This window comes from Clostridium sp. CTA-6 (genome assembly GCF_054768115.1).
The window spans coordinates 181,529-208,505 of record NZ_BAAAAU010000007.1 but is presented as its reverse complement, the minus strand read 5'-3'; the positions used below and the strand labels follow the sequence as shown (position 1 = coordinate 208,505).

Here is a 26,977-nt window from a genome sequence, read left to right as displayed (position 1 = left end):
AAATCATAATTATAAAATTTTACTATAGTTATTTTCTTTTCTATAGAAAAGACTTATTTAACTAAATATGAAATATTTGTTAAAATGAAATTGGCATATAACATTAATTTAATTTTAATATTAACAAATAAAAAGGAGGCTGTAAATAATGGACAGTAAAAAAGGCATTATATTTACTGGTGCTGTGGTAGGAATTATAGCAGTACTTTTAGTTTATTTTGGTAATCCTGTAAATATGGGGTTTTGTATTGCATGTTTTGTAAGAGATATAGCAGGAGCTGTAGGACTACATAGAGCACCTATAGTTCAATATATAAGACCAGAAATTATAGGAATGGTTATAGGGGCTTTTATAATGGCTCTTTCTAAAAATGAATTTGATGCTAGAGGCGGATCATCACCCTTTATCAGATTTAGTTTAGGCTTTATAGTTATGGTAGGAGCTTTAATGTTTTTAGGATGTCCTTTAAGGATGGTTTTAAGACTTGCAGGAGGAGACTTAAATGCAATAATGGGACTTATAGGTTTTGCTGTGGGTATAATTATTGGTATTGCATTCTTAAACAAAGGATTTAGTTTAAAAAGAAATTATAAATTAAATAAATCAGAAGGATATTTATTTCTAATAGTAAATATAGGTTTATTTATATTATTAGTTGCATCACCAGCTTTTATATTCTTTAGTAAAAAAGGGCCTGGTGCAGCACATGCTCCTATAGCAATTGCATTGATAGCAGGATTAATTGTAGGGGTTTTAGCTCAAAGAACAAGATTATGTATGGTAGGCGGAATTAGAGATTTAATAATGTTTAAAGATAATTATTTAATTTCAGGATTTGTATCCATATTTGTATTTGCCCTTATAGGAAATTTAATTATAGGAAAGTTTAAACTAGGATTTGTAGGACAGCCTGTTGCCCATACAAATGCTTTATGGAATTTTCTAGGTATGGTTCTTGCTGGTTGGGGATCTGTACTTTTAGGAGGATGTCCTATGAGACAACTTATACTTTCAGCAGAAGGAAATATAGATTCAGTTATAACAGTTTTAGGCATGTTAGTGGGAGCTGCATTTTGTCATAATTTTAGTTTAGCAGCTAGTCCAAAGGGGGCTACAGCAAATGGTAAAATAGCTGTAATAATAGGCTTTATATTAGTTTGTGCTATTTCATATATAAATATAGAAAAAAATGAAAAAGTAAAAGTGAAGGGGGATGTTAGTGTTGGTTCAAATTGATGCTAGAGGAGTATCTTGTCCACAACCGGTTCTTATGACTAAAAAAGCTTTGGCAAACAATAAAGAAGGTATTAATGTAATTGTAGATAATATGACTGCTAGAGGGAATGTAGAAAGATTTATGAAAAATTCTGGTTATAAAGTTACTATAGAAGAAAAAGAAGATGACTTTATTTTATCTGCAAGGAAGTAATGATTATGGAATATATAGCAAGTTTTTTTACTCATTCTGGTGCTATAAAGTATAGTAGATTTTTGAATAAATTAAATATAAATAATCAAACTATACCAGTGCCTAGGAAGTTAAGCTCTAATTGTGGTATAGGGGTTAAATTTAATTATGAGGATAATTTAAATAATATATTGGCAGAAGATATAGAAAAATTATTTTCTGTAAAAAATGGACAATATGAGTGTATATATTGTGCTGAATAGTTAACAGAATTTCAATGTGTTATATAAAAATAAATTTTAGATAGATAAAGTAATTTCACGCACTTATAAAACAATTAACTATGAAATAACAAAGAGCTATGAATTGGTAAATATCATATTAGCAATTCGTAGCTTTTCAATTTTATAATTAAAGCTATATTTAGAGGATCATTTTTATTGTATATTTTTGAAATAAATCTTTAATTTTTAAATATACTAACTAATATTACTTTATATAGTATATAATTGTATTAAAAATACTAAAAGGAGTTAGTGCTTTGAATAAAAATCTTTTTAAAATTATACCTAAGGGTATAAAAGAATTAACAAACAGATTTTTAGAGGATGAAGTATTAGCATTATCCTCACAGTTGGCCTATGCTTTGATTATATCAGTATTTCCTTTTTTAATGTTTGTAATAACATTAATAGGATACTTGCCTATACATAGTGAAGACTTATTATTAGGATTAAAAGAGATAATACCAAGCAATGCTTATTTATTATTAAAAAATACTATAGAAGAAATTATTTATACTCAAAATGGAAATTTACTTTCTTTCAGTATAATATTTACTATTTGGACTGCTTCAGCTGGTTTTAGAGCTGTAGTAAGAGGATTAAATAAGGCTTATGATGTAAAAGAAAGAAGATCCTTTGTAAAAGTTCAAATCATGACTATTTTTTGTACATTAGGTATGGCATTTGTACTTGTTATGAGCATTTTTTTATTAGTATTTGGAAGGACTATAGGCAGGACTTTAGTTTATAAGCTAGGCTTTTCATGGGAGTTTAATAGGATATGGAATTTAATAAGATATACAATAATGATAGGAGTAACTATATTTATATTAGCTGCATTATATTACTATACTCCTAGTAAAAGATTAAGATGGAGAGATGTATTACCTGGATCTATATTTGCTACAATAGCTTGGATAATTGCTTCTATGGGCTTTTCTTTTTATGTAGATAATTTTAATAATTACTCTAGATTGTATGGTAGTATAGGAGCGGTTATTGTTTTTTTAGTGTGGTTATACTTAACATCCATAATAGTTATTACAGGAGGAGAAATAAATGCATTATTAGTGTCAAGTAGAGAAAAAGATTTAAAAAACAAAAATTATTTATAAAAATGTATTGATTAAACAAATTTTTTAATATATAATTATTATTAAATTAAATACGGATTCTTATCCAGAGAGGTGGAGGGACTGGCCCTATGAAACCCGGCAACCACTAAGGTATTTTATTACCTTAAACGGTGCTAATTCCAGCAGGTTAAACCTGGTAGATAAGATATAGAGGAAATGAACTTCTTGTGTTATCTGCAAGAAGTTTTTTTATTTATATGTAATAAAAAACTTTAGAGGATAAGAACAAAATAGAATATATAGAAAATAATATATTTGTTATATAAAAATAGGAGGGATAATATTGGAAAGAAGAGAAATTAGTAAAGGAAGTCCAATAGCACTGTTACCATTATTAATATTTTTAGTAGTTTATGTTTTCATTGGAGTTATATCAAGGGATTTTTATGCTGTACCTATGAGTGTACCGTTTTTAATAGCAGCTATGAGTTCATTATTAATGAACAGAAAAGAAACTTTATCAAAAAAAATAGATGTATTTTGTGAGGGATCAGGTGATTCAAATATAATTTTGATGTGTTTAATATTTATATTAGCAGGTGCTTTTGCACAGGTTGCCAAAGATATAGGCGCTGTAGATTCAACAGTTAATTTAGGGCTTAGCATACTTCCAAGTAATATATTAATAGCAGGAGTTTTTGTTATAGCTTGTTTTATATCCTTATCTATAGGAAGCTCTATGGGAACTATAGTAGCTCTAGCACCCATGGCAGTGGGAATATCACAAAAAACAGGAATAATTTTGGGATTAACAGTAGGAGCTGTTATAAGTGGAGCTATGTTTGGAGATAATTTATCTATGATATCTGATACTACTATAGCGGCATCTAGAACTCAAGGTTGCGATTTAAAAGATAAATTTAAAACCAATTTCTTTATTGTATTGCCAGCGGCAATAATAACAGCAATAATATTTAGTGTAATAACAGCTAATAAAGGTACTGTACTAGATGAAAATTATTCTTATTCATTGGTAAAAGTTTTACCTTACCTATCTGTTTTAGTAGCAGCATTGCTTGGTGGCAACGTAATAATTATACTATGCGGTGGAATTGTTTTTTCAGCGGTTATAGGTTTATATTTTGGAACATTTAATATAGTAGGATTATTCCAGTCCATAGGCAAAGGGATTGGTGGAATGACAGAGTTAGTTATAATATCTTTGATAATAGGTGGAATGGTAGAGGTAATAAAATATAATGGGGGAATAGATTTCCTATTAAATTTAATAAAAAGTAAAGTAAAGAGCAAAAGAGGTGCAGAACTAGGTATTGCTTTGTTAGTGAGTGTTGTTGATATATGTACAGCTAATAATACTATAGCTATAGTAATGGCTGGACCAATAGCTAAAGATATAGCAGATAAATATGATGTAGATCCAAGAAAAAGTGCCAGTTTACTAGATACATTTTCATGCTTTTGCCAAGGAATAATTCCTTATGGTGCTCAATTGTTAGCAGCAGCAGGAATTGCTAAGATATCACCTTTTGCTATAATGCAATATCTTTATTATCCATATTTAATGGGTATATGTGCATTAATAGCTATAATTGTAGGGTTGCCTAAATTTAAAAGTGTTACAAAAGTAGCTGAGGAAAATATAGGATAATAATTAAATATATTACCAGTAAAATGATAACACAAAATAAACTTTATAGAAATAAAGTAAAATTGTGTTATTCTTTTTTATTGGAAGTAATAATAATTAATTTAAACAATTAAAATAATACCAATATTAGGTTTTAATTTCAATAAGATGAATTTAAAATATATTTTTAGTTTAAATTTCGACAATAAATATCATTAAGAAGTCTGAAAATTCCTATAATTGGTTATTCATATTGCGAATAAGAAAAAAATATATCATAAATGAAAATTAAAATACTAAATTGTCAATTTAAATAATAAGAAAATACTAAATACATTTCATTAAATGACATATTTTTGTGTGCAACCTATGTTAGCATATTAATAAAGTTATTTTGTTGGCAGGGGGATAGTATTATGGAAGTGGTATTGGAAAATCTTATTAAAGGTCAAAACTTAGAAGACAAGGAGTATATATATTATTACAAACTTATAAAAAGTGATTTGTATATTTCTTGGCAAGAGGAAGACATAAAAGTTCAATCCTATGGGATAGAAATAATAAGAAAGGATTTTCAAAAAGAGCAACTTACAAATTCGGAAAGCAATAACATAAGACATATAAGTCCTCATAGATATAAAGTACATAATTTACTAAAAATGCTTTATGAACAAACAGTTTCACCTATTCATCTCATAGACATAATTGGAGAGTATGCAGATGAATATGTAGTTGATTATGAAAATGTATTAAAAAATGCATCTTCTATGTGTAAATGAAATAATTATATATAATTTATAAGGATAAATAGTAATAGATTTTAACTATTTATCCTTTATTTTTATTATGAAACAAACAAATTATTAAATTTGTCTTTTTTTACTTATAAATAGTTTGTTATATAATATAACTTAAGGAAGTGATGATAATTTGATCTACGGTATTGGAACAGATATTATTGAAATTAGAAGAATAGAAAAAGCCATAACTAGAAATAAAAACTTTACAAATAAATTATTTACCAAAGATGAGATGGACCTTTGGGAAAAGAAAAATTTTAAGCTAGAGTTTATAGCAGGAAGATTTGCAGCAAAGGAGGCTGTATCTAAGGCTTTAGGCACTGGAATTAGAGATTTTAATTTTAAAGATATAGAAATAACAAATGATGAACTAGGGAAACCACAGGTTATTTTAAAACCAAAAGCTGAAGATATAATAAGAAAAATATCAAAATCCCATAAATTTCATTTGAGCATATCCCATGAAAAAGAGTATGCTATAGCTTATGCTTTATTGGAGGTATTTATATGAGAATAACTTCTTCAGAAAATTTTAGAAAAGTGGACAATTATTCTATAGAAAATATAGGTATACCGAGTATTGTGCTAATGGAAAATGCAGCATTAAAGGTTGTATCTAATATAGACTTACAATTAAATAATAGATTTGTTATAGTCTGTGGAAAAGGTAACAATGGGGGAGATGGATTAGCTGTAGCAAGACATTTATATTGTTCAAATAAAGAAGTAGAAGTATTTATAATTGAGAAGAGTAAAAGTAGTACTAAGGATTTTGAAATAAATTATAATATATTAAAAAATATGAATTTAAATATTAAGACTATAAGGGATTATGAAGATTTAGATTATTTAAGAGATAGTATAATCAAAAGTGATATGACTGTGGATGCTATTTTTGGTATAGGACTTAGTAGAAAAATAGAGGGAATATATAAGGATACTATATCTGTAATAAATGAAAATAGTAAAAGTACACTGGCTATAGATATACCTTCTGGATTAAATGCTAATACAGGTGAAGTAGAAGGGGTTTGTATAGAGGCCAATATAACAGTTTCTTTTGAAATGTACAAAGAAGGATTTTTAACTTATGATAGGGATAAATATTTAGGAAATATTATTATTGAAAGCATAGGAATTCCTAGGGAAGTTTTAGATTTATTTTCTAATGATTCTTATATTATTGATAAGTATATGTTTAAAAATAATTTTAAAGAAAGAAATAAATATGAACATAAGGGCGATTTTGGGAAGGTATTACTTATAGCTGGAAGTAAAGGATTCTCAGGAGCAGCTTACCTATGCACAGAAGCAGCAGTTAAAAGTGGAACAGGACTTGTAACTTTGGCTACATCTAATGATATTCAAAATATACTAAGCTCTAAATTAGAGGAAGCTATGACTATAAATTATGAGAATTATGAAGACGTTAAAAATATTATGAAAAAAAGCAATTGTATAGCAATAGGTCCAGGCATGGGTAAAAATAATAACACAGAGGAACTGTTAAGAAAAATAATAAGGGATTATAATGGAACCATGGTTATAGATGCTGATGGTATAAATGTTTTAGAAAACAATTTAGACATAATAAAAAATGCAAAAGGCAAAATAGTTTTAACTCCACATTTGGGCGAATTTTCAAGAATAACAGGTTATGGCATAGATTATATTAAAAAAAATAGATTGAAATTAGCTAAAGAATTTGCTAAAGAGAATAAAATTATATTACTTTTAAAAGGATACAATACCATAATTACAAATGGGGAAGAAGTATTTGTAAATTCTACAGGTAATAGTGCTATGGCATCTGGAGGTATGGGAGACTGCTTAACAGGAATAATAGTATCTTTTATAGCTCAGGGATATAATCTCGTAGAAGCTACTTGCCTTGCAGCATATTTGCATGGGTACTGTGGTGAAAAATTATCTTTAAAAATGTTTTGTGTAAATGCCACTCATGTATTAGACTATATACCTTTTGCTATAAAGGAATTACAGAATATACAATCAAATTAATATGTTATTCAGCTTAAAAATTTTCTAATAGTGTAGGTGAAATGTATAATTAGATTAAAGAATACAACTAATTTAATGAGGCTTATTTTAAGTAATATAAAAGTATTTTGTAAGGACCTAGTAATATATAAATGAAAATAAGAATAATATTATTAATGAAATAAGAAGCGAATATTTAGGAGGCCTTACATGAAAAAATTATTTGTATTATGTTCAGCTATCGCAATAGTTTTAGCTACATTTTTATTTATACATTTCAATAAAAATAGTGAGTACGGAGATAGTATAGATTATTTGAAAAATTTGGAAAGTTATAGTTGTGATGTAGATATAAATATAAAAAACAAAAAACAAACAATTCAGTATAAAGGAAAGCAATTTTATAATAAGGAATTAGGCTATAGATTTGAATTAAATAAAGATAGAATATTATTATACACAAATAATAAAATATTTGTTAAGGATTTGGCTAATGGAGTAAAGTATAATAAAGATAAAGAGTTTGATAAATTTTATAGATTAACATTTATAGGGGAGTATATTTGTCTTTTATATACTAATGAGGAGATAAAAGTTGATTTAAGAGATGAAGGAAACTCTAAATATGAGGTTATAACATTAACTATACCAGGAAATAACAGGAATGCAGTAAAAGCGGAATTATTTGTAGAAGATGAAAAAAATATTCCTAAAAAATTAATAATATATGATAGTAAAAATAATGAAAGTGCAGTTATAAATTATACAAATTTTATACCAAATAGTAATTTGGATAAAAAATTATTTAATCCAGATAGCTTATAAAATTTATTTTAGAAAGCAGGGAAGATTTTGTTTAGAAATTTAAGAGCAGTATGGGCAGAAATTGATCTAGATAATTTACAGCATAACTTAAAAGAAATAAAAAAAATATGTGGAAATAAAGAAATAATAGGGGTTATAAAGGCTAATGCATATGGACATGGAGCCATGGAGATAGCCCCTACTCTTTTAGCAAATGGAGTAAGTAGGTTAGCAGTAGCAGTTTTAAGTGAGGCTATGGAGCTTAGAATGAGTGGAGTAAAGGAGCCCATTATGATACTAGGTTATACACCATGGGCTTTAGGGGATATGCTTTTAGATAATGATATAGAACAATCTGTATATTCTTATAACGATGCTTTAGAACTATCCAGAATAGCGGTGCTAAAAAGAAAAATATTAAAAATACATATAGTAGTAGATACGGGTATGGGGAGAATTGGTTTTTTACCTACAAAAGAAAGTGTAGAAAATGTATATAAAATAAGTAAGTTGCCTAATATTAAAATAGAAGGAGTGTTTTCTCATTTTTCTTCTGCAGACGAGTTAGACAAAGATTATACACTGTATCAAATGAATAAGTATAATCAATTTATAAATAAATTAGAAGAGAAAAATATTCAGGTACCTATAAAGCATATTGCTAATAGCGCAGCTATAATAGATTTAGAAAGTACTCACTTAGATGCAGTAAGAGCAGGTATTATAATGTATGGATATTATCCATCTAATTATGTATTAACAAATAATACAAAGTTAAAACCAGTAATGTCTTTAAAAACTAGTATAGTACACATAAAAAAAGTATCTTCAGGAGAATATATAAGCTATGGCAGAACTTTCAAAACAGAGAAAGAAAGCATAATAGCTACTTTACCTATAGGCTATGCAGATGGATATAATAGATTATTAAGCAATAAAGGAAAAGTCATAGTTAATGGTAAACTTGCTCCAGTGATAGGAAGAGTCTGTATGGATCAATGTATGATAGATGTAACCTCTATAGAAGATTTAAAAGTTGGAGATGTGGTTACAATTATGGGAGAAGAGAGTGGAGTAAGTTATACTGCAGAGGATATAGCATCAGAAATAGGCACTATAAGTTACGAAGTTATATGTAATGTAAATAAGAGAGTGCCTAGAGTATATAAGAAAGATGGTAAAATTATAAATGTAGTAAATTACATATAAAATTTATATAAAAGCATATTTATATGCAATTTACATAATAATACATAATTGTATTAAAATAAACTTTGACATTGAAATTCCTAAAACTTTATAATTAAATTATAGGTATTACATAGCCTTATTAGGAGGTATTATTTTATGGCGGATAAAAAGAAGGTAGTTATAAATCTTCCCAATACACTTTATAATGAAATAAATGAAATAATAAAAAAAGATTCCCAAAAAAGAAGTGAATTTTTTAGGGAAGCTATAATACTATATATTGAGGAGAGAAAAAAGCAAATAAAATTGGATGAAATGAAAAAAGGTTATATAGAAATGGCAAATATAAATAGAGACTATGCAGAACAGGGATTTGAACAAGATGTAAAAGATTTAAAAAACTATGAAGCTATGCTTTCGGAGAGTGATTTTCCAAATGACACAACAGATAGTAAAAAGAGGAGATATATTTTATGCTGATCTAAGTCCTGTAGTAGGTTCAGAGCAAGGCGGAATAAGGCCGGTTATAGTTATACAAAATAATGTAGGAAATAAATATAGTCCCACAGTAATAATTGCAGCAATAACTTCACAAATAAATAAGGCTAAACTACCAACCCATGTAGAAATATCCTCAGAGGATTATGGATTAAATAAAGATTCAGTAGTATTGCTAGAACAAATAAGGACTTTAGATAAGAGAAGATTAAAAGAAAAAATAGGTCATATGACAGATGAAGATATGAAAAAAGTTGATACTGCTATTTTAGTTAGTATGGCTTTGAATTAAATAGGATAAGGGTTTTTTACCCTTATCTTTTTTTGATTTTATATTATATTTTAATAGAATAAAGAAGATAATTATAAAAAATATTTTTGATTAATTAAGAATATATACATAAGAAAGTTATAGTTTGTTAATATATTTATATATAGCCCAAAATACTGGTTTAATATATAGCTTTTTGCACCTATATATTAAAATTAATTTTTATGTTACAATAATATAGTAAATAAGGGTAATTAAAAAATACTTGGAGGTAAAAATATGAAGAAGAACATAGAAGAGCTACAAGATATAGCTAAAGTTATTAGAAAAGACATAGTTTCAATGTTAACTGAATCTGCTTCTGGACATCCAGGAGGTTCTTTATCAGCAGTAGAGATATTGACTGCTTTATATTTTAATGATATGAATGTAGACCCTACTAATCCTAGGGATTTAAATAGGGACAGATTTGTTCTTTCTAAAGGGCATGCTGCTCCAGTATTATATAGTACTTTAGCAAGAAGAGGATTTTTTAATCCAGAAGAGCTAAAAACTTTAAGAAAAATCGGATCAATATTACAAGGTCATCCAAATATGAATGATGTTCCAGGTGTAGATATGTCAACAGGTTCTTTAGGTCAAGGAATATCAACAGCAGTAGGCATGGCTTTAGCGGGAAAACTTGATGAAAGAGATTACAGGGTATATGCCCTACTTGGGGACGGAGAATTAGAGGAAGGACAAGTTTGGGAAGCAACTATGGCAGCAGCTCATTACAAATTAGATAATTTGACTGTTTTTGTAGACTATAATGGATTACAAATAGATGGTCCTTGTAGTGAAGTTATGTCAGCAGAACCTATAGCAGATAAATTTAAAGCTTTTAATTGGAATGTTATAGAAATAGATGGTCATGATTTTAATGCTATATTAAATGCTATAGAAAGCGCAAAAAATACTAAAGAAAGACCAACTATGATAGTATGTAAAACTATAAAGGGTAAAGGTGTTTCTTTTATGGAAAATGAAGCTGGATGGCATGGTAAAGCACCAAGTGTAGAAGAATGTGAAAAAGCTATATGTGAAATCGGAGGTGACAAATAATGGGAGTTAAAATAGCTACAAGAGAAGCATACGGAAAAACATTAGCTAAATTAGCAGAAGAAAATTCAAAGGTAGTGGTTTTGGATGCAGACCTTTCAAAATCTACTAAAACTGCTGACTTTAAAAAAGTTTGTCCAGAAAGATTTATAAACGTAGGTATAGCAGAAGGTAATATGATGGGAATAGCTGCAGGACTATCAACTTGTGGTAAAATTCCTTTTGCTAGTACATTTGCAATGTTTGCTACAGGAAGAGCTTTTGAACAAATAAGAAATTCAATATGTTATCCAAACTTAAATGTTAAAGTATGCGCAACACATGCAGGAGTTACAGTAGGAGAAGATGGAGCTTCTCATCAATCTGTTGAAGATATATCATTAATGAGAAGTATACCAAATATGACTGTTATTTGCCCAAGTGATGCAGTAGAAACAGAAGCGGCTATAAGAGCTGTAGCAGAATATAATGGACCATGTTATGTAAGATTAGGAAGATCAGGAGTTCCAGTTATAAATGATAACAAAGAGTATAAATTTGAAATAGGAAAAGGAATAAAGTTAAGAGAAGGAAAAGAAGCTACTATAATAGCTACAGGAATAATGGTAGATGCAGCCCTACAAGCTTATAATATATTAGCTGAAGAGGGTATAAAGGTAAATGTTATAAACATACATACCATAAAACCTATAGATAAAGATATTATTGTAGATGCTGCAAGGAAAACTGGAGTAGTAATTACAGCAGAAGAACATAGCATAATAGGTGGATTAGGATCAGCTGTATGTGAAGTTTTAAGTGAAAATCATCCAGCACCAGTTTTAAGAGTAGGAATAAAGGATACCTTTGGTGAAAGTGGTAAACCTGCAGAGCTATTAAAAAAATATGAATTAACATCAGAAGATATAGTAAAGGCTGTAAAAAAAGGATTAAAATTAAAATAGTGATTTTTTATTAAAAAGGGTTGGTACCTTACCTTCCCTTTTGTATTGCTAAAATTAAAGGAAGGATATGATATGAAATATTATTTAAAGGATATATTATATAGTTTAAAATTATCCTTTTATCTATTTTTTGTAAGCTTTGCAATAGGTTGCTTCATAGGTGTTATATTTCCTAATAGATCCTTTTATGTTATATTTTTATGGGGATGTAGAGTATCTCAATATGTAGCTATTTTTGGTATGGCTATAGCAGGTATATCTTTTACTAAAGAGGAACTTTTAAGACCGCTGCATCATGAAAAACAATGGAAAAGCTATTTTAAAAAATTAAATTTATCCTTTGTAATATTATTAATGAGCATATTTTCATTGATGATATCGTATACAGTTCAGCGCTTATTTTTAAGAATTATAATTAAATGATTATTAGATTAATATTTTAAATTGGAATAATAATTATTTATGCATATATTTGATTTATTACACCTTTTTACAGAAGGTGTAATTTCATGTGAAAATTATATATAAAAATAAAATAGGGGGGTTTTTATGAAAAATAATAGATTTAAAGAGTACTTATTTATAACTATTGGAGTTTTCTTAGTAGCTACATCAGTAGTTTTTTTCTTTCAACCTAACAATATAGCGGCAGGAGGAACTACAGGAATTGCTATAATTATAAATAGTTTTTTTCCTTCATTACCAGTAGGTCTACTTATGTTAATAATGGAAGTTTTTTTGTACACAATAGCATTTATAGTTATAGGAAATAAGTTTGGTGCAAAAACAATTTATTCTGGATGTACGTTAGCAGCTATTATATGGATATTAGAAAAATTAGATCTTATGGGTGGAAAGGCCGTTACAAATGACTTACTTTTGGCTTCATTATTTGGAGTTTTTATATCAGCTATTGGAATGGGTATAGTGTTTAATCAAAATGCTTCTACTGGGGGGACGGATATATTAGCAAAAATTATAAATAAATTTTTTCATATAGAAATAGGAAAAGCTTTGTTGATGGTAGACTTTTTAGTAACTCTTTTTGCAGCGGCATCCTTTGGAGTAGAAAAGGGTATGTATGCTCTTTTGTGCGTGGTTATAAATGGATTTACTATAGATGCAGTGATAGAAGGACTTAATATGTCAAAGCAAATAATGATAATAAGTAAAAAAAATAAAGAAATAAGCGAGTTTATAATACAAAAACTTGAAAGAGGCTGCACATTATTTCATGGTAAAGGTGTATATAGCGATGAAGCTACTTATATCCTCTATACGGTTTTAAGTAGAAAAGAATTCATAAAATTAAAACAACATATAAAGGAAGTGGATAGTAAAGCCTTTATAACTGTAAGTGATGCTCATGAGGTTCTAGGAGAAGGTTTTAAAGATATAATTGAAGAAGCTTAGTAAATTATAGGAAGATGTTTGTATTATTTACAAACATCTTTTTATATTTTACAATAATTTAGTTTTTAATTTTTACTTTTATTGTGATATAATGTTGATAGTTAGAATTGTTTAAAGTAAAATGAAGCAAAAACTCAGAATAAGGAGAGGTATTCATGATTGAATTTAGAAATATAAGCAAGATATACAACGGAAATAAGTATGCACTATCAGATATAAACTTAGATATTGAAAAAGGAGAATTTGTGTTCTTAGTTGGACCTAGTGGTGCTGGTAAATCAACTTTTATAAAACTTTTACTAAGAGAAATAGAACCTACTTCAGGTAAACTACTTGTAGATGGTACAGATGTAACAGCACTTTCTAGAAAACAAATACCACATTACAGAAGAAAAATTGGAGTAGTTTTTCAAGACTTTAGATTAATACCATCATTAAATGTATACGAAAATGTAGCTTTTGCTATGAGAGCAATTGAAGCTAATCATAGAGAAATTAGAAAAAAAGTTCCTATGGTTTTATCATTAGTAGGTCTTTCAAATAAATATAAAGCTTTTCCACATGAACTTTCAGGTGGAGAGCAGCAAAGAATATCCTTAGCTAGAGCTATAGTAAATAATCCATCAATATTAATAGCTGATGAGCCTACAGGAAATTTAGATCCAGAAACATCTCTTGGCATAATGGATATATTAAATGATATAAACCATGCTGGGACAACTATAGTTATGGCAACTCATGCAAAGGATATAGTTGATAAAATGAGAAAAAGAGTTATAGCTATAGAAAAAGGAACAGTAGTTAGAGATACAGAAAGAGGTGTATACGGATATGAAGATTAGTACATTAAAATATTTTGTTGTAGATTCTATAAAGGGATTAAGAAGGCATAAAACCTTAAGTACAGCTTCTATAGCTACTGTAGCAGCTACCTTATTTATATTAGGAGTATTTCTTCTTTCCATAATGAATGTAAAACAAGCTGTTACAGAAGTTGAATCAAAAGTAGAAGCAACAATAGTATTAAAAGACAATATAAAGACAGAACAAGAAAAAGCTATAAAAGATAAAATAAATTCTATAACAGGGGTAGAAAAGGTATCCTATGAAAGTAAAAAAGATGCATTAAATAAATTTAAGAAGCAATTAGGAGAAGATAATAAGTCTTTAGCAGAAGGTTTGGAAAAAGAAAATCCATTACCGAATTCAATTATAGTAAGGGTAGAAAAACCAGAATTAGTTTCAAAAGTAGTAGGGTCTATAAAAAATATGGAGGGAATAGACCAAATAAAAGATGGTAAAGAAATAGTTGATAAAATAACTAAAATAACAAACACACTAAAATGGATGGGATTAGTATTGTTTTTAATACTAATAGGAGTATCTTTATTCTTAATAGGAAATACTATAAAGATCACAGTATATTCAAGAAAAAGAGAAATAGGAATAATGAAATATATAGGAGCTACCGATTGGTTTATTAGATGGCCCTTTGTATTTGAAGGAATTATCATAGGTATATTAGGAGCTATCATTGCCATTTTACTATTATATTATGGATATAAAGGAGTATACACTAAGGCATCAGCTGGATTAATATTTGTAAATTTATTAAATCCAAGTTACGTTTTATCAAGTATACTATGGATATTTGTTCTAGTTGGAATAGTAATAGGAGCTGTAGGAAGTATACTATCTATAAGAAAATTTTTATCAGTATAATTATTATATATTAGTAAACATTAAAATAAGAGAGCATGCACAATATAAGAAATATGTTAAATATTTTCTTATAAATGGTGCATGCTAGTTTTATAAATAAAAAAATTAATTTAAAATTAATTTTTTATTTTCTGTAATAATGTATTATTTAATATATAATACTTATATATTACTAATATATATTAAGGCTAAACAAAGAGGTGGGTAATTTGAAAAAAAATAAAAAATGGATTATATGGACAGTAGTTATAGTATTAGTAACAAATATTTTTACGTTTTTAGGTACAAATTTGGTTTCTTTATATTTGCCTAATGGCAAGGTTATAATTGGAGCAGACCAATATAAAGATATATTAAAATATCAAAAGATGTTTTTAATAAGAAATCAAATATATAAGTATTACGATGGTAAAATAGATGAAAGTAAGATGGCAGAAGGTGCAGTAAAAGGAATGACAGAATCTTTAAATGATCCTTATACTGTATTTATGAATGCTAAAGAGTACAAAGAGTTTAATGCTCAAACAGAAGGTAATTATAGTGGCGTAGGAATACAAATACAAGCTAAAGATGATAAAATAATTGTAGCTTCTACTTTTGAAGGATCTCCAGCTAAAGAGGCGGGAATACTACCAAAGGATGAAATTCAAAAGGTTAATAACACAACAGTAACAGGAAAGGAATTAGAAAAAGCTGTTTCCATAATGAAAGGAAAAGAAGGTACAGATGTTAAATTACAATTGTATAGAAAAGAAAAAGGTAGTTTTGAAGTAACATTAAAAAGAAAAAAAATAGATATACCTACTATAAAATCAGAAATGATTGATAATAATATAGGATATATACAAGTAAGTATGTTTGATGAACACACTTCAAAAAACTTTAAAAATGCTTTAGATAATTTAAAAGATAAGGGTATGAAATCTTTATTATTAGACTTAAGAGGAAATCCAGGAGGATTATTAGATGAATGCATTAATATGGCTTCTAATTTTATAGAAAAGGGAAAAGTTGTAGTATCAACTATAGATAAATATGAAAATAAGAAAGAATATAAATCTAAAGGTGGAGATTTTATAGGATTTCCAGTAACTATATTAGTAGATGAAGGCTCTGCAAGTGCTTCAGAGGTATTCTTAGGAGCTATGAAAGACTATAATGCAGCTACATCCATAGGAAAGAAAACTTTTGGGAAGGGTGTAGTTCAAACTATAATAGAGACTGGTGATAATACAGCCCTTAAAGTTACAATTTCAAAATATTATTCACCTAAAGGTATAAACATAAACCATAAAGGAATAACTCCAGATATGGAAATCGATTATCCAGAGGAGTTAAGAAAGAAAGAATATGATAGAAAAATAGATCCTCAATTTAATAAAGCTTTAAATATTGCAAAATCAAAGATAAAATAATATTGTATTTAATCTTTATATTTTTAATAGATGGTTTAGTTAGATTTTCTAACTAAACCATAGTTATGGAGAGGGGAATTATTTTTAATGGACATATTACTAATTACATTAAAGGCAGTAGCATATCTTTTGATAGAGCCCTATTCAGTAATAGTTTTGTTATTATTATCATTAATTTTATATAGAAAAAATAGAAAAACTATCATAATGCAAAAAATGATAATAGGCCAGAAGGTAACTACAGCCTTTGAATTAACAATATCTGAAGTAGTATTAGGAATATTTGCAGGAACTGCGGCTAGTTTAATTATGTCCTATTTAGGAATATTTTTTAGAGAAGATTCAGCTATTTATTTAATATTTTTAATATCTATGTTTTTTATGATCTTTAATCCTAGATTTATATGCTTCTCATACTCTGGAGCTGCATTGGGCATGGTTAGCTTAATACTTTTAAACATGGCTAAATTATTAAATATGCCACAATTAAATTTTGTTAATATAGATATACCAGCCTTAATGTCAATGGTTGCTATATTACACTTAGTTGAGGGTATATTAGTTATGATAGATGGAGATAGGGGCTATGTTCCTGTTTTTACAAATAGAGATGATAAGATAATAGGAGGATTTGTACTTCAAAGATATTGGATATTACCAATAGCTTTTATGCTTATGATTAACAATCAAGCTCTTTCAAATATTAGTCAAGGTGGAGCACCTATGCCTAATTGGTGGCCTTTACTAAAAACAGGCTTACCATTAAGTGTACTTAATGCAGCAGTTATAGCATTAACATCTTTTTATGGAATAATTGGGTATAATGCTGTTACTTTTACTAAAACTAGAAAAGAAAAAAAATTTATATCAGGATTATATATAGTAATATATAGTTTAATACTTTTTATGCTTTCAAGATTAGCAATTATGAATACATTACTTAAAGTAGTTGTATTAATTTTTGCTCCAGTAGGTCACGAGGCTATGCTATATATACAAAAATATTTTGAATTAAAAGGAGAGCCTAGATATATAAGCACAGAAGAAGGCATTATGGTATTAGATGTAGCAAAAGATTCTGTAGCAAATAAAATGGGTATAAAAAGTGGAGATTTATTATTACAGGTAAATGATAAAGAGATAGATAGCGAGGAAGATATAGTTAAATCTATAGGACAAATGTATGGACATATATCTTTTAAGATAAAAAATGATGTAGGAAGATTAAAGACCGTAAATTATCGTATGTTAACTTCTTACGAAAAACTAGGTATTGTATTTGTACCTAAAAATGTACCTAAAAATACATCTGTAATAAAGGTTAAGAGTGAGAAATTTCAAGATATATTAGAAAAAATTAAAAACAAAGATAAGGATGAATAAGATGAGCCAGTTTAAGGTAATTTCAAAATTTAATCCTACAGGAGATCAGCCTAAAGCTATAAAAGCTATTGCTAAAGGTATAGAAAATGGGGAAAAATTTCAAACGTTAATAGGTGTAACAGGATCAGGTAAAACTTTTACTATGGCAAATATTATAGAAAAGGTTCAAAAACCTACTTTAGTTTTAGCTCATAATAAAACATTAGCAGCTCAGCTATGCTCAGAATTTAGAGATTTTTTCCCTAATAGTTCAGTGGAATATTTTGTATCTTATTATGATTATTATCAACCAGAAGCATATGTAGCTCAAAGTGATACATACATAGAAAAGGATGCATCTATAAATGATGAAATAGATAAATTGAGACATTCAGCTACAGCAGCTTTATTTGAGAGAAGAGATGTAATAATTGTAGCTTCTGTGTCCTGTATATATGGACTTGGTAATCCAGAAGAGTATAAAAAATTAACGATATCTTTAAGAGAAGGAATGGAAAAAGATAGAGATGAAATTATTAAAAAGTTAGTAGAGATACAATATGAAAGAAATGATATTGATTTTTCTAGAGGTACCTTTAGAGTTAAGGGTGATGTGTTAGATATTTTCCCTGCTGCATCTAGCAATAAGGCAATAAGGGTTGAATTTTTTGGGGATGAAATAGATAGAATAAAGGAATTTGATTCATTAACAGGAGAAACCATAACTAAATTGAAACATGTATCAATATTCCCAGCTTCCCACTTTGCAACTTCAAAGGATAGACTAGAAATTGCTATAAAAAGTATAGAAGAAGAACTAGAAGAAAGAGTGAAAGAGCTAGTATCACAAGATAAAATATTAGAAGCTCAAAGGTTGAAACAAAGAACTAATTTTGATATAGAAATGATGAGAGAAGTTGGATATTGTACAGGCATAGAAAATTATTCGAGAGTATTAGATGGAAGAGCTAAGGGAACATCACCTCAGACATTATTAGATTATTTTCCTGATGATTTTCTTCTTTTTATAGATGAAAGTCATGTAACTCTTCCACAAGTAAAAGCTATGCAAGCAGGGGATAAATCAAGAAAAGATTCCCTAGTGGAATATGGATTTAGGCTGCCTTGTGCTTATGATAATAGGCCTCTTACTTTTAATGAGTTTGAAAATAAATTAAATCAAGTAGTTTTTGTAAGTGCTACACCAGCAAAATATGAATTAGAACATTCTACTAATATAGCAGAACAAGTTATAAGACCTACAGGACTTCTAGATCCCGAAATAATTGTTAAACCAGTGAAGGGGCAGATAGATGACTTATATGCTAACATACAGGAAACAATTAAAAGAGGATTTAGAATTTTAGTAACTACATTAACAAAAAAAATGGCAGAAGACTTGACAGATTATTTAAAAGAGATGGGAATAAAAACTAGATACTTACATTCAGATATAGATACTATAGAAAGAATGAAGATAATACATGATCTTAGAAAAGGAGAATTTCATGTTTTAGTAGGAATAAACTTACTAAGAGAAGGATTGGATATACCAGAAGTGGCTTTAGTTACAATATTAGATGCAGATAAAGAGGGATTTTTAAGATCAGAAACCTCTCTTATACAGACCGTTGGAAGGGCAGCAAGAAACTCTGAAAGTAAGGTAATTATGTATGGAGATGTTATAACTAAATCCATGGAAAAGACTATAGAAGAAACCAATAGAAGAAGAAAAATACAAATGGAATATAATGAAAAACATGGAATTGTTCCTAAAACTATAATAAAAGATATAAGAGAAGTAATTCAAATAAGCGATATAGCAGAGGAAAGAGAAGAATATGACAATTTAAATGAAGCATTAAAATCTTATAATAATGATATAGATAAATTAATAGAACAATACGAAAAAGAAATGAGAGAGGCAGCACAAAATTTACAGTTTGAAAAAGCAGCTCATTTGAGAGATGTAATATACAAATTAAAAAAAGATAAAGAAACAGAATTTTAAGGAGTGTAATAACAAATAATGAAGGATAAAATTATTATTAAAGGTGCTAAGGTTAATAATTTAAAAAATATAGATCTTCAGTTGCCAAGAGATAAATATATAGTGTTTACAGGCCTATCTGGTTCTGGTAAATCCTCATTAGCTTTTGACACTTTATATGCAGAGGGACAGAGAAGATATGTAGAATCTTTATCTGCCTATGCCAGACAGTTTTTAGGACAAATGGATAAACCAGAAGTAGATTATATAGAAGGGTTATCACCGGCTATATCTATTGATCAAAAAACCACTAATAGAAATCCACGTTCAACCGTTGGAACTGTGACAGAAATATATGATTATTTAAGATTATTATACGCAAAAATCGGCAAACCTCATTGCCCTAAATGTGGAAAAGAAATAACTCAGCAAACAGTAGATCAAATGGTAGATAAAATAATGACTATGGCGGAAAGAACTAAAATACAAGTATTATCTCCCATCATAAGTGGAAGAAAAGGTGAGCACATTAAGACCATAGAAAACATAATAAAATCAGGATATGTAAGAGCTAGAATAGATGGAAATATAGTAGATCTAGAAGAGGAAGAAATAAAGTTAGAAAAAAATAAAAAACATACAATAGAGGCTGTAGTAGATAGATTAGTAGTTAAAGAAGGCATAGAAAGTAGACTTGCAGATTCTATGGAAACTGCATTAAAGTTATCAGAAGGAATAGTAATAATAAATGTTGTGGGAGAAGAAGATATACTTTTTAGTGAAAAATTTGCTTGTGTAGATTGCAATATAAGTATAGGAGAAATAGCTCCTAGAATGTTTTCTTTTAATTCTCCTTATGGAAAATGTGATAAATGTGATGGATTAGGTACTCTAATGGAAATAGATGAGGACTTAGTTGTACCAAATAAAAGTAAGAGTATAGTAGAAGGAGCAATAGTTCCCTTAGGTAGTGGTAGTTTAAAAGAAGATTCATGGACTTTTAGTATATTAAAAGCTTTGTCAAAGGAGTATAAATTTGATTTAAATACTCCTATAGAAAAATTGGATCCTAAAATAGTAAAGATTATTTTATATGGACTAGATGGAGAAAGAATAAAGGTAAATTATAAAAAAGAAAATAGAACTATGGAATTAAATCATGCTTATGAAGGTGTTATAAATAATCTTAGAAGAAGATACATAGAAACTAATTCTGATTATATAAAAAGAGATATTGAAAGATATATGAGTGACAATCCTTGTCCAAAATGTAAGGGGGCAAGACTTCATGATGAAGCACTATCCGTTACAGTGGCACATAAAAATATATTTGAGTTTTGCAGTATGTCTATAAAAAAAGAACTAGATTTTATAGAATCTTTAGAGCTATCTAAAAAAGATGAAATAATAAGTAATCAAATACTAAAAGAGATTCGTAGTAGATTAAAATTTTTAATAGATGTAGGTTTAGATTATCTTACATTATCTAGAAATGCATCAACTTTATCAGGAGGAGAATCTCAAAGAATAAGATTGGCTACACAAATAGGATCTAGTTTAGTGGGAGTTTTATATATATTAGATGAACCTAGTATAGGACTTCACCAAAGAGATAATGATAGACTTATAAAAACATTAAAAAATTTAAGGGATTTAGGGAATACTTTAGTAGTTGTAGAACATGACGAAGATACCATAAGAGAAGCAGACTATATTGTTGATATAGGCCCAGGTGCCGGTGAACATGGCGGAGAAGTAGTGGCAGCGGGAACTTTAGAGGATATAATGAATACTGAAAAGTCTATAACAGGACAATATATAAAGGGAGTTAGAACAATATCAGTACCTGAAGAAAGACGAAAGGGTGAAGGTAAATATATATCCATAAAGGGAGCTAAAGAAAATAATTTGAAAAACGTAAGTGCTAAATTCCCTATAGGATTATTTACTTGTGTAACAGGGGTTTCTGGTTCAGGTAAAAGTACTCTAGTTAATGGAATATTATATAAAGGTATTCATAAAAAGTTAAATAATTCAAAGGATAATCCAGGGAAACATAAGGAAATTACTGGTATAGAAAATGTAGATAAGGTTATAAATATAGATCAGAGCCCTATAGGTAGAACTCCAAGATCCAATCCTGCCACCTATACAGGAGTATTTGATATTATAAGAGAAGTCTTTTCAAATACTAAGGAAGCTAAAATGCGAGGATATAAACCAGGAAGGTTTAGTTTTAATGTTAAAGGTGGAAGATGTGAGGCTTGTAGCGGAGATGGAATTATAAAAATTGAAATGCAATTTTTATCTGATGTATATGTTCCCTGTGAAATTTGTAAGGGTAAAAGATATAATAGAGAAACTTTAGAAGTAAAATATAAGGGTAAGAATATATCAGATGTATTAAATATGACTGTAGAAGAGGCTTTAAACTTTTTTGAAAATATTCCACGTATAAAAAATAAGCTTCAAACTCTTATGGATGTAGGCTTAAGTTATATAAGACTAGGCCAATCCTCTACACAACTTTCAGGGGGCGAAGCTCAACGAATAAAATTAGCTTATGAGTTATCTAAAAGAAGTACAGGAAAAACTCTCTATATATTAGATGAGCCTACTACTGGACTTCATATGGAAGATGTAAATAAGTTAATAAGTATATTACAAAGATTAACAAATTCAGGTAATACCGTAGTGGTTATAGAGCATAATCTAGATGTTATAAAAAATGCGGATTATTTAATAGATCTAGGGCCAGAAGGTGGAGAAAAGGGAGGAACTATAATAGCAGAGGGAACCCCAGAAAAAATTTCAAGAGCTAGTAACTCATATACAGGACAATATTTAAAAAAGATGTTATAATTTATTTGGGACTAGCATATAAACATATAGGTGCTAGTCCTTTAAATACAAATATTTTAGCATAATATACCAACAGGGAAGGTAAAGAAGGTGAGAGTATGGATTTAAGTAAATTAAGTCTGATTTTCAAAATAGTTATAATAGGTGTAGTATATATTATAATATTTTGGGCTTTGAAAATAATGTATAAAGATATGAAAGGCGGAAATAAAAAAAGAAGACCTACTGGTAGAAGAACCTTTGGTTTAGAAATAATACATGCTATAAATAAATCTGAATTAAGAAAAGGTGCCGTCATACCTATTAGAGGAGATATAACCATAGGAAGAAAACCAGATAATGTATTAATATTAGATGATCCTTACGTTTCAGGACATCATGCAAAAATTTATAGTAAAAATACTCAACATATAATAGAAGATTTAAATAGTACAAATGGAACTTTATTAAATGATAAAAACATTACAGGGAAAAATCATTTATCACCAGGAGATCTAATAAAAATAGGTGGTACAGTTTTTAAAGTAATAGGATAAGATAAAATCCATGAAATGTGGGATGGTGAGAAGGATGGATTCTATAAAGGGTGAAAAAAGACTTTTAAGATATACTTATTTTTTATGTATAGTATGCTTTTTCAATTTAGCTATATTAAAACAACCTTTTGATAAAGGAGCTATGATAATAGCTGCAGTTACTTGTTTATTAATAGGATATTCCTATTTTATAATAAGAAAATTTTTCTCCGATGGAGATAAATATATGTTTATTTTTTCTAGTATACTATCAGTTATAGGCATAGTTATGCTTTACAGAATAGATGTAAGTACTTCCATAAAGCAGATAATATGGTTTGCTATTGGGGTTACAGTTTTTATATTAATGGTAGTTTTACTGCCAGATCTAAAAAGGTTTGATAAATACAAGTATTTATTTTTAATAATTACTATTTTATTTATGGGTCTTGGAACTTTATTTGGAAAAGAAACATATGGAGCAAAGAACTGGGTAAATATAGGTGGTATTGCTTTTCAGCCATCAGAGTTTGGAAAAATATTTTTAGTAGCTTATTTAGCTGCTTCATTAAAAGATTATGATGGTAAATTTATAAAGTTAATAGAACCAGCTGTAGTAGTTATGATGTGTTTAGGATTTATGGTATTGCAAAGAGACTTGGGTTCCGCTTTAATATTTTTTGGTATATCTATAACTATGTTATACATAGCTACTTCTAAATTAAAATATGTATTAACTTGTTTAGGATTGTTTGGCGCAGGATCAGTTATATCTTATAAATTGTTTGATCATGTTCAGACAAGGGTGCTTATATGGAAAAATCCATGGCCTTATGCTAGTGGGAAAAGTTATCAGATAGTTCAATCTATGCTTTCTATAGCATCTGGAGGATTAAGTGGAACTGGATTAGGACTTGGACATCCAGAATATGTGCCAGTAAATACTACAGATTTCATATATGCAGTTATATGTGAAGAATTAGGAATATTAATGGGATTTGCCATAATAATATTTTATTTTCTTTTATTTTATAGAGGTATGAGAGCAGCAGTACATGCAGAAAATAATTTTTCAAGACTTTTAGCAGTAGGGTATAGTGCTATGATAGCTTCTCAAGTATTAGTAATAGTAGGTGGAGTTATAAACATGATTCCTCTTACTGGTATAACATTGCCTCTAGTAAGTCGTGGAGGAAGTTCCATGATGAGTATTTATATTTGTTTAGGTATATTGCAAAAGATATCAGAAGAGGGTAGATAAAATTATGAAGGATATTTCAAATAATATAAAAAAAGTTTTATTAGTTTTTTTAATATGCTTTATGGGACTTATAACCTATATAACCTATTTTGAAATAGTAGTTGGGCCTAAAATAGTAGATAGTACTTATAATAGGAGATTATGGGTAAAAAGAAATGAAGTATTAAGAGGAACTATATATGATAGAAATATGAAAGCACTAACTAAGAGTGAGAGAGTAAACAGTGAATTGCAAAAAAGAGAATATACTGGTAATTCTATGTTTGCCCATGTGTTAGGATATGTTAATGTAAAATATGGACTAACAGGGTTAGAAAAAAAGTATGACAAGGAACTAATGTCAACAGATATAAAGGATGATTTGACAACTTTCTTTAAAAATAAAGGTAAGTTGGAACAAAAGGTAGGACATAATTTAAAAACAACATTAGACTATAAAGTTCAAAAGGCTGCTTATGATGCCTTAGGGGACAATAAAGGATCAGTAGTTGTATTAAATCCAAAAACAGGAGAAGTATTAGGAATGGTATCTAAGCCATCCTATGATCCTAATAAATTAGATGAAATATGGGGAAGTATAAATAAGGATAAGAATATTCCTCTAATAAATAGGGCTACAGCAGGATTGTACCCCCCAGGATCTACTTTTAAAATAGTAACTGCTTTAAGTGCCTTAGAGAATATGTCCGGTGTAATGAATAGAACATTTCAAGATAATGGTAGTTTGGATTTAGGGGGAGGATATACCTTAGGTAATTATGGTGGGGCAGCCTATGGAGGCCTTGATTTAAAAGGTGCATTTGTTCATTCAAGTAATGTAGTGTTTGGTAGTTTGGCGTTAGAGCTAGGTAATTCAAGACTAAAGGGGACTTCAGAAAAATTTTATTTTAATAAAGAAGTTCCTACAGATGGTATAGCCATAGAAAGTAGTAAGTTCCCATCTTTAAAGAGCTATGAAAAGGGAAGTATAGCTCAAAGTGGAATAGGTCAAAGCTCTGTATTAGTAACTCCTATGGAGATGGCTTTAATTGGAGCTACAGTTGCTAATGATGGAGTTATGATGAAGCCTTATTTAGTAAGAGAAGTTTTAAATAGTAAAGGCGAGTTAATAAGAACAATTCCACCAGAATCTAATGGAGAAATAGTAAGTAAAAACAATGCTAGAATAGTTAAAGACTTTATGAGAGGCGTTGTAAATGAGGGTAGTGGTAGAAATGCTAGTATAGAAGGCATTCAAGTTGCTGGAAAGACTGGAACAGCGGATCATAATGAATCCAGTAAAGGCAAGGCAGCCCATTCCTGGTTTGTAGGTTTTGCACCTTATGATAATCCTGAAGTAGCTATAGCAGTAATTGTAGAAAACGGAGGCCAAGGTGGTATAGCTGCAGCTAGTATAGCCTCACAAGTAATGAGCGCAGCTTTAAGTAAATAATAAAATAGGGGTGAAGGATAAAGTCATATGAAAATTGCAGATATAATTAGTGAAAACAGTGGTCAAGTAGTAGAATTTAATGCCTTAGTTAATGATAAAAGGACAAATTATAAAAAAGATGGTAGTCCATATCTACTGCTTATATTACAAGATAATACAGGAACAATAGCTTTTCCAGTATGGGATAAATATGAACATTTAAATAATTTATTAGAGATAAATTCTATTGTATCCGTAAAGGGAGTAGCTGCTACATTTAATGGTAACATGCAGATAAGAAATCCAGTTATAAATGGATTTAAGGGAAATATAAATTATTCTGATTTTGTACCAGAATATAATATACCTAAAAATTTAATAAATTATTTTAATGAAACTATAAATAGTTTAGAAGATAAATATAAAAAAATAGCTATAGCAGCTACTGGAGCTATGGGATATGATGAGAAAAGATGGAATGAATTTATAACCTGTGTGGCCGCAGAAAAATTTCATGGTAACAAAAGAGGTGGATTATTTCTTCATACAGTAGGAGTTATGAAAACCATAGAAAATATAATATCTGACTATATAACAAATCCATTTTATATGAGCGCAAAGGATTCTATAAATAAAGATAGATTAATGCTTAAAGCCATTGTTCATGACATAATGAAAATTAAAGAATATGATTATGAAGGTATAATAAGAAGAAAGTCCATAAAAATGGACCATTTAGTTATGGGAGCTTCCTATATAAATGAAATAAATAGTGAAGTTGGAAAAGTTTTAGATGAGGAGGAGTTAGATGACATTTGTTATTCTATATTATCTCATCATGGAGAATTTGGTAACTTTCAGCCTAAAACAATAGAGGATGTATTGTTAAATGCGGCAGATATAATTGATAGTCAAATAGTCAATGCCATAGAAAACAAAATATAATTTTATTAAATAAATCTTGTGTAATTCACAAGGTTTATTTAATTTTAAAATTTTTTC

26 protein-coding genes and 1 riboswitch are annotated in these 26,977 nt (G+C 28.6%); all 26 genes read left to right on the top strand.

From position 1 onward, the window contains the following. Positions 1 to 148 precede the first annotated feature (148 nt). Complete coding sequence (gene yedE / locus ACYUDJ_RS12660; protein WP_003483034.1) at positions 149 to 1,237, top strand: YedE family putative selenium transporter; 1,089 nt, start codon at positions 149 to 151, stop codon at positions 1,235 to 1,237. Beyond that, a complete protein-coding gene (locus tag ACYUDJ_RS12655; RefSeq protein WP_003483036.1) occupies positions 1,215 to 1,430 on the top strand; it encodes a sulfurtransferase TusA family protein in 216 nt (71 codons plus the stop codon). The genes yedE and ACYUDJ_RS12655 overlap by 23 nt, the downstream gene beginning before the upstream one ends. A 5-nt stretch (positions 1,431 to 1,435) precedes the next feature. Continuing rightward, positions 1,436 to 1,672: a DUF3343 domain-containing protein gene (locus ACYUDJ_RS12650; RefSeq protein WP_042384120.1), complete on the top strand. Its 237-nt coding sequence runs from the start codon at positions 1,436 to 1,438 to the stop codon at positions 1,670 to 1,672. A 278-nt stretch (positions 1,673 to 1,950) separates the two neighbouring features. Beyond that, a complete protein-coding gene (locus ACYUDJ_RS12645) occupies positions 1,951 to 2,808 on the top strand; it encodes a YihY/virulence factor BrkB family protein (RefSeq protein WP_003483038.1) in 858 nt (285 codons plus the stop codon). A 57-nt stretch (positions 2,809 to 2,865) separates the two neighbouring features. Beyond that, a riboswitch (SAM riboswitch) is annotated at positions 2,866 to 2,976 on the top strand. A 136-nt stretch (positions 2,977 to 3,112) separates the two neighbouring features. Beyond that, positions 3,113 to 4,438: a Na+/H+ antiporter NhaC family protein gene (locus ACYUDJ_RS12640; protein ID WP_003483040.1), complete on the top strand. Its 1,326-nt coding sequence runs from the start codon at positions 3,113 to 3,115 to the stop codon at positions 4,436 to 4,438. Positions 4,439 to 4,833: 395 nt separating this feature from the next. Beyond that, on the top strand, positions 4,834 to 5,196 hold the full coding sequence (locus ACYUDJ_RS12635) for a DUF6514 family protein (protein ID WP_003483043.1): 363 nt from the start codon (positions 4,834 to 4,836) through the stop codon (positions 5,194 to 5,196). Positions 5,197 to 5,347: 151 nt separating this feature from the next. Then, positions 5,348 to 5,728: a holo-ACP synthase gene (acpS, locus tag ACYUDJ_RS12630; protein ID WP_003483045.1), complete on the top strand. Its 381-nt coding sequence runs from the start codon at positions 5,348 to 5,350 to the stop codon at positions 5,726 to 5,728. Beyond that, positions 5,725 to 7,236, top strand: a complete 1,512-nt coding sequence (locus ACYUDJ_RS12625) for a bifunctional ADP-dependent NAD(P)H-hydrate dehydratase/NAD(P)H-hydrate epimerase (protein ID WP_043032580.1) — start codon at positions 5,725 to 5,727, stop codon at positions 7,234 to 7,236. Before acpS ends, ACYUDJ_RS12625 begins: the two co-directional genes overlap by 4 nt. 189 nt (positions 7,237 to 7,425) lie before the next feature. After that, positions 7,426 to 8,040, top strand: coding sequence for a germination lipoprotein GerS-related protein (locus tag ACYUDJ_RS12620; RefSeq protein ID WP_003483048.1), 615 nt, complete (start codon positions 7,426 to 7,428; stop codon positions 8,038 to 8,040). A gap of 27 nt (positions 8,041 to 8,067) precedes the next feature. Beyond that, the gene (gene alr, locus ACYUDJ_RS12615) at positions 8,068 to 9,228 is read left to right on the top strand and encodes an alanine racemase (protein WP_003483052.1); all 1,161 of its coding nucleotides are present in this window, start codon (positions 8,068 to 8,070) and stop codon (positions 9,226 to 9,228) included. Between the two features lie 138 nt (positions 9,229 to 9,366). Continuing rightward, positions 9,367 to 9,690 carry a CopG family ribbon-helix-helix protein gene (locus tag ACYUDJ_RS12610; protein WP_003483054.1) on the top strand — a complete coding sequence of 108 codons (324 nt, stop codon included), beginning with the start codon at positions 9,367 to 9,369 and terminating at the stop codon, positions 9,688 to 9,690. Beyond that, entirely contained in the window at positions 9,647 to 10,000 is a 354-nt protein-coding gene (locus ACYUDJ_RS12605) for a type II toxin-antitoxin system PemK/MazF family toxin (RefSeq protein WP_003483056.1), read from the top strand. The genes ACYUDJ_RS12610 and ACYUDJ_RS12605 overlap by 44 nt, the downstream gene beginning before the upstream one ends. A gap of 258 nt (positions 10,001 to 10,258) precedes the next feature. After that, on the top strand, positions 10,259 to 11,083 hold the full coding sequence (locus ACYUDJ_RS12600) for a transketolase (RefSeq protein ID WP_043032579.1): 825 nt from the start codon (positions 10,259 to 10,261) through the stop codon (positions 11,081 to 11,083). Then, entirely contained in the window at positions 11,083 to 12,024 is a 942-nt protein-coding gene (locus tag ACYUDJ_RS12595; RefSeq protein ID WP_003483060.1) for a transketolase family protein, read from the top strand. The genes ACYUDJ_RS12600 and ACYUDJ_RS12595 overlap by 1 nt, the downstream gene beginning before the upstream one ends. A gap of 72 nt (positions 12,025 to 12,096) precedes the next feature. Continuing rightward, entirely contained in the window at positions 12,097 to 12,447 is a 351-nt protein-coding gene (locus ACYUDJ_RS12590) for a hypothetical protein (protein ID WP_042384124.1), read from the top strand. Between the two features lie 126 nt (positions 12,448 to 12,573). Next, complete coding sequence (locus tag ACYUDJ_RS12585; protein ID WP_003483064.1) at positions 12,574 to 13,437, top strand: YitT family protein; 864 nt, start codon at positions 12,574 to 12,576, stop codon at positions 13,435 to 13,437. Positions 13,438 to 13,592: 155 nt separating this feature from the next. Beyond that, the gene (gene ftsE, locus ACYUDJ_RS12580) at positions 13,593 to 14,279 is read left to right on the top strand and encodes a cell division ATP-binding protein FtsE (protein WP_003483065.1); all 687 of its coding nucleotides are present in this window, start codon (positions 13,593 to 13,595) and stop codon (positions 14,277 to 14,279) included. Then, entirely contained in the window at positions 14,269 to 15,159 is an 891-nt protein-coding gene (gene ftsX, locus ACYUDJ_RS12575; RefSeq protein ID WP_003483066.1) for a permease-like cell division protein FtsX, read from the top strand. The genes ftsE and ftsX overlap by 11 nt, the downstream gene beginning before the upstream one ends. Before the next feature lie 209 nt (positions 15,160 to 15,368). Further along, positions 15,369 to 16,574, top strand: a complete 1,206-nt coding sequence (locus tag ACYUDJ_RS12570) for a S41 family peptidase (protein ID WP_042384126.1) — start codon at positions 15,369 to 15,371, stop codon at positions 16,572 to 16,574. Between the two features lie 87 nt (positions 16,575 to 16,661). Further along, positions 16,662 to 17,957 carry a PDZ domain-containing protein gene (locus tag ACYUDJ_RS12565; RefSeq protein WP_043032578.1) on the top strand — a complete coding sequence of 432 codons (1,296 nt, stop codon included), beginning with the start codon at positions 16,662 to 16,664 and terminating at the stop codon, positions 17,955 to 17,957. A gap of 1 nt (position 17,958) precedes the next feature. After that, positions 17,959 to 19,947 (top strand): excinuclease ABC subunit UvrB, encoded by a 1,989-nt coding sequence (uvrB, locus tag ACYUDJ_RS12560; RefSeq protein WP_042384128.1) that lies wholly within the window; start codon positions 17,959 to 17,961, stop codon positions 19,945 to 19,947. Between the two features lie 18 nt (positions 19,948 to 19,965). After that, positions 19,966 to 22,788: an excinuclease ABC subunit UvrA gene (gene uvrA / locus ACYUDJ_RS12555; RefSeq protein WP_003483073.1), complete on the top strand. Its 2,823-nt coding sequence runs from the start codon at positions 19,966 to 19,968 to the stop codon at positions 22,786 to 22,788. 98 nt (positions 22,789 to 22,886) lie between these two features. Then, the gene (locus ACYUDJ_RS12550; protein WP_003483074.1) at positions 22,887 to 23,324 is read left to right on the top strand and encodes an FHA domain-containing protein; all 438 of its coding nucleotides are present in this window, start codon (positions 22,887 to 22,889) and stop codon (positions 23,322 to 23,324) included. Positions 23,325 to 23,334: 10 nt separating this feature from the next. Beyond that, positions 23,335 to 24,564 carry an FtsW/RodA/SpoVE family cell cycle protein gene (locus tag ACYUDJ_RS12545; RefSeq protein ID WP_003483075.1) on the top strand — a complete coding sequence of 410 codons (1,230 nt, stop codon included), beginning with the start codon at positions 23,335 to 23,337 and terminating at the stop codon, positions 24,562 to 24,564. Positions 24,565 to 24,568: 4 nt separating this feature from the next. Then, the gene (locus ACYUDJ_RS12540; RefSeq protein ID WP_003483076.1) at positions 24,569 to 25,996 is read left to right on the top strand and encodes a peptidoglycan D,D-transpeptidase FtsI family protein; all 1,428 of its coding nucleotides are present in this window, start codon (positions 24,569 to 24,571) and stop codon (positions 25,994 to 25,996) included. A 27-nt stretch (positions 25,997 to 26,023) separates the two neighbouring features. After that, positions 26,024 to 26,920 carry an HD domain-containing protein gene (locus tag ACYUDJ_RS12535; RefSeq protein WP_003483077.1) on the top strand — a complete coding sequence of 299 codons (897 nt, stop codon included), beginning with the start codon at positions 26,024 to 26,026 and terminating at the stop codon, positions 26,918 to 26,920. Positions 26,921 to 26,977 lie beyond the last annotated feature (57 nt).

What these genes read in the sequence shown, in the direction of transcription:
- yedE (WP_003483034.1), top strand. Translation starts at nt 149, where the DNA reads ATGGACAGTAAAAAAGGCATTATATTTACTGGTGCTGTGGTAGGAATT.
- ACYUDJ_RS12655 (WP_003483036.1), top strand. Translation starts at nt 1,215, where the DNA reads ATGTTAGTGTTGGTTCAAATTGATGCTAGAGGAGTATCTTGTCCACAA.
- ACYUDJ_RS12650 (WP_042384120.1), top strand. Translation starts at nt 1,436, where the DNA reads ATGGAATATATAGCAAGTTTTTTTACTCATTCTGGTGCTATAAAGTAT.
- ACYUDJ_RS12635 (WP_003483043.1), top strand. Translation starts at nt 4,834, where the DNA reads ATGGAAGTGGTATTGGAAAATCTTATTAAAGGTCAAAACTTAGAAGAC.
- ACYUDJ_RS12625 (WP_043032580.1), top strand. Translation starts at nt 5,725, where the DNA reads ATGAGAATAACTTCTTCAGAAAATTTTAGAAAAGTGGACAATTATTCT.
- ACYUDJ_RS12620 (WP_003483048.1), top strand. Translation starts at nt 7,426, where the DNA reads ATGAAAAAATTATTTGTATTATGTTCAGCTATCGCAATAGTTTTAGCT.
- ACYUDJ_RS12610 (WP_003483054.1), top strand. Translation starts at nt 9,367, where the DNA reads ATGGCGGATAAAAAGAAGGTAGTTATAAATCTTCCCAATACACTTTAT.
- ACYUDJ_RS12605 (WP_003483056.1), top strand. Translation starts at nt 9,647, where the DNA reads ATGACACAACAGATAGTAAAAAGAGGAGATATATTTTATGCTGATCTA.
- ACYUDJ_RS12600 (WP_043032579.1), top strand. Translation starts at nt 10,259, where the DNA reads ATGAAGAAGAACATAGAAGAGCTACAAGATATAGCTAAAGTTATTAGA.
- ACYUDJ_RS12595 (WP_003483060.1), top strand. Translation starts at nt 11,083, where the DNA reads ATGGGAGTTAAAATAGCTACAAGAGAAGCATACGGAAAAACATTAGCT.
- ACYUDJ_RS12590 (WP_042384124.1), top strand. Translation starts at nt 12,097, where the DNA reads ATGAAATATTATTTAAAGGATATATTATATAGTTTAAAATTATCCTTT.
- ACYUDJ_RS12585 (WP_003483064.1), top strand. Translation starts at nt 12,574, where the DNA reads ATGAAAAATAATAGATTTAAAGAGTACTTATTTATAACTATTGGAGTT.
- ftsE (WP_003483065.1), top strand. Translation starts at nt 13,593, where the DNA reads ATGATTGAATTTAGAAATATAAGCAAGATATACAACGGAAATAAGTAT.
- ftsX (WP_003483066.1), top strand. Translation starts at nt 14,269, where the DNA reads ATGAAGATTAGTACATTAAAATATTTTGTTGTAGATTCTATAAAGGGA.
- ACYUDJ_RS12565 (WP_043032578.1), top strand. Translation starts at nt 16,662, where the DNA reads ATGGACATATTACTAATTACATTAAAGGCAGTAGCATATCTTTTGATA.
- uvrB (WP_042384128.1), top strand. Translation starts at nt 17,959, where the DNA reads ATGAGCCAGTTTAAGGTAATTTCAAAATTTAATCCTACAGGAGATCAG.
- uvrA (WP_003483073.1), top strand. Translation starts at nt 19,966, where the DNA reads ATGAAGGATAAAATTATTATTAAAGGTGCTAAGGTTAATAATTTAAAA.
- ACYUDJ_RS12550 (WP_003483074.1), top strand. Translation starts at nt 22,887, where the DNA reads ATGGATTTAAGTAAATTAAGTCTGATTTTCAAAATAGTTATAATAGGT.
- ACYUDJ_RS12545 (WP_003483075.1), top strand. Translation starts at nt 23,335, where the DNA reads ATGAAATGTGGGATGGTGAGAAGGATGGATTCTATAAAGGGTGAAAAA.
- ACYUDJ_RS12540 (WP_003483076.1), top strand. Translation starts at nt 24,569, where the DNA reads ATGAAGGATATTTCAAATAATATAAAAAAAGTTTTATTAGTTTTTTTA.
- ACYUDJ_RS12535 (WP_003483077.1), top strand. Translation starts at nt 26,024, where the DNA reads ATGAAAATTGCAGATATAATTAGTGAAAACAGTGGTCAAGTAGTAGAA.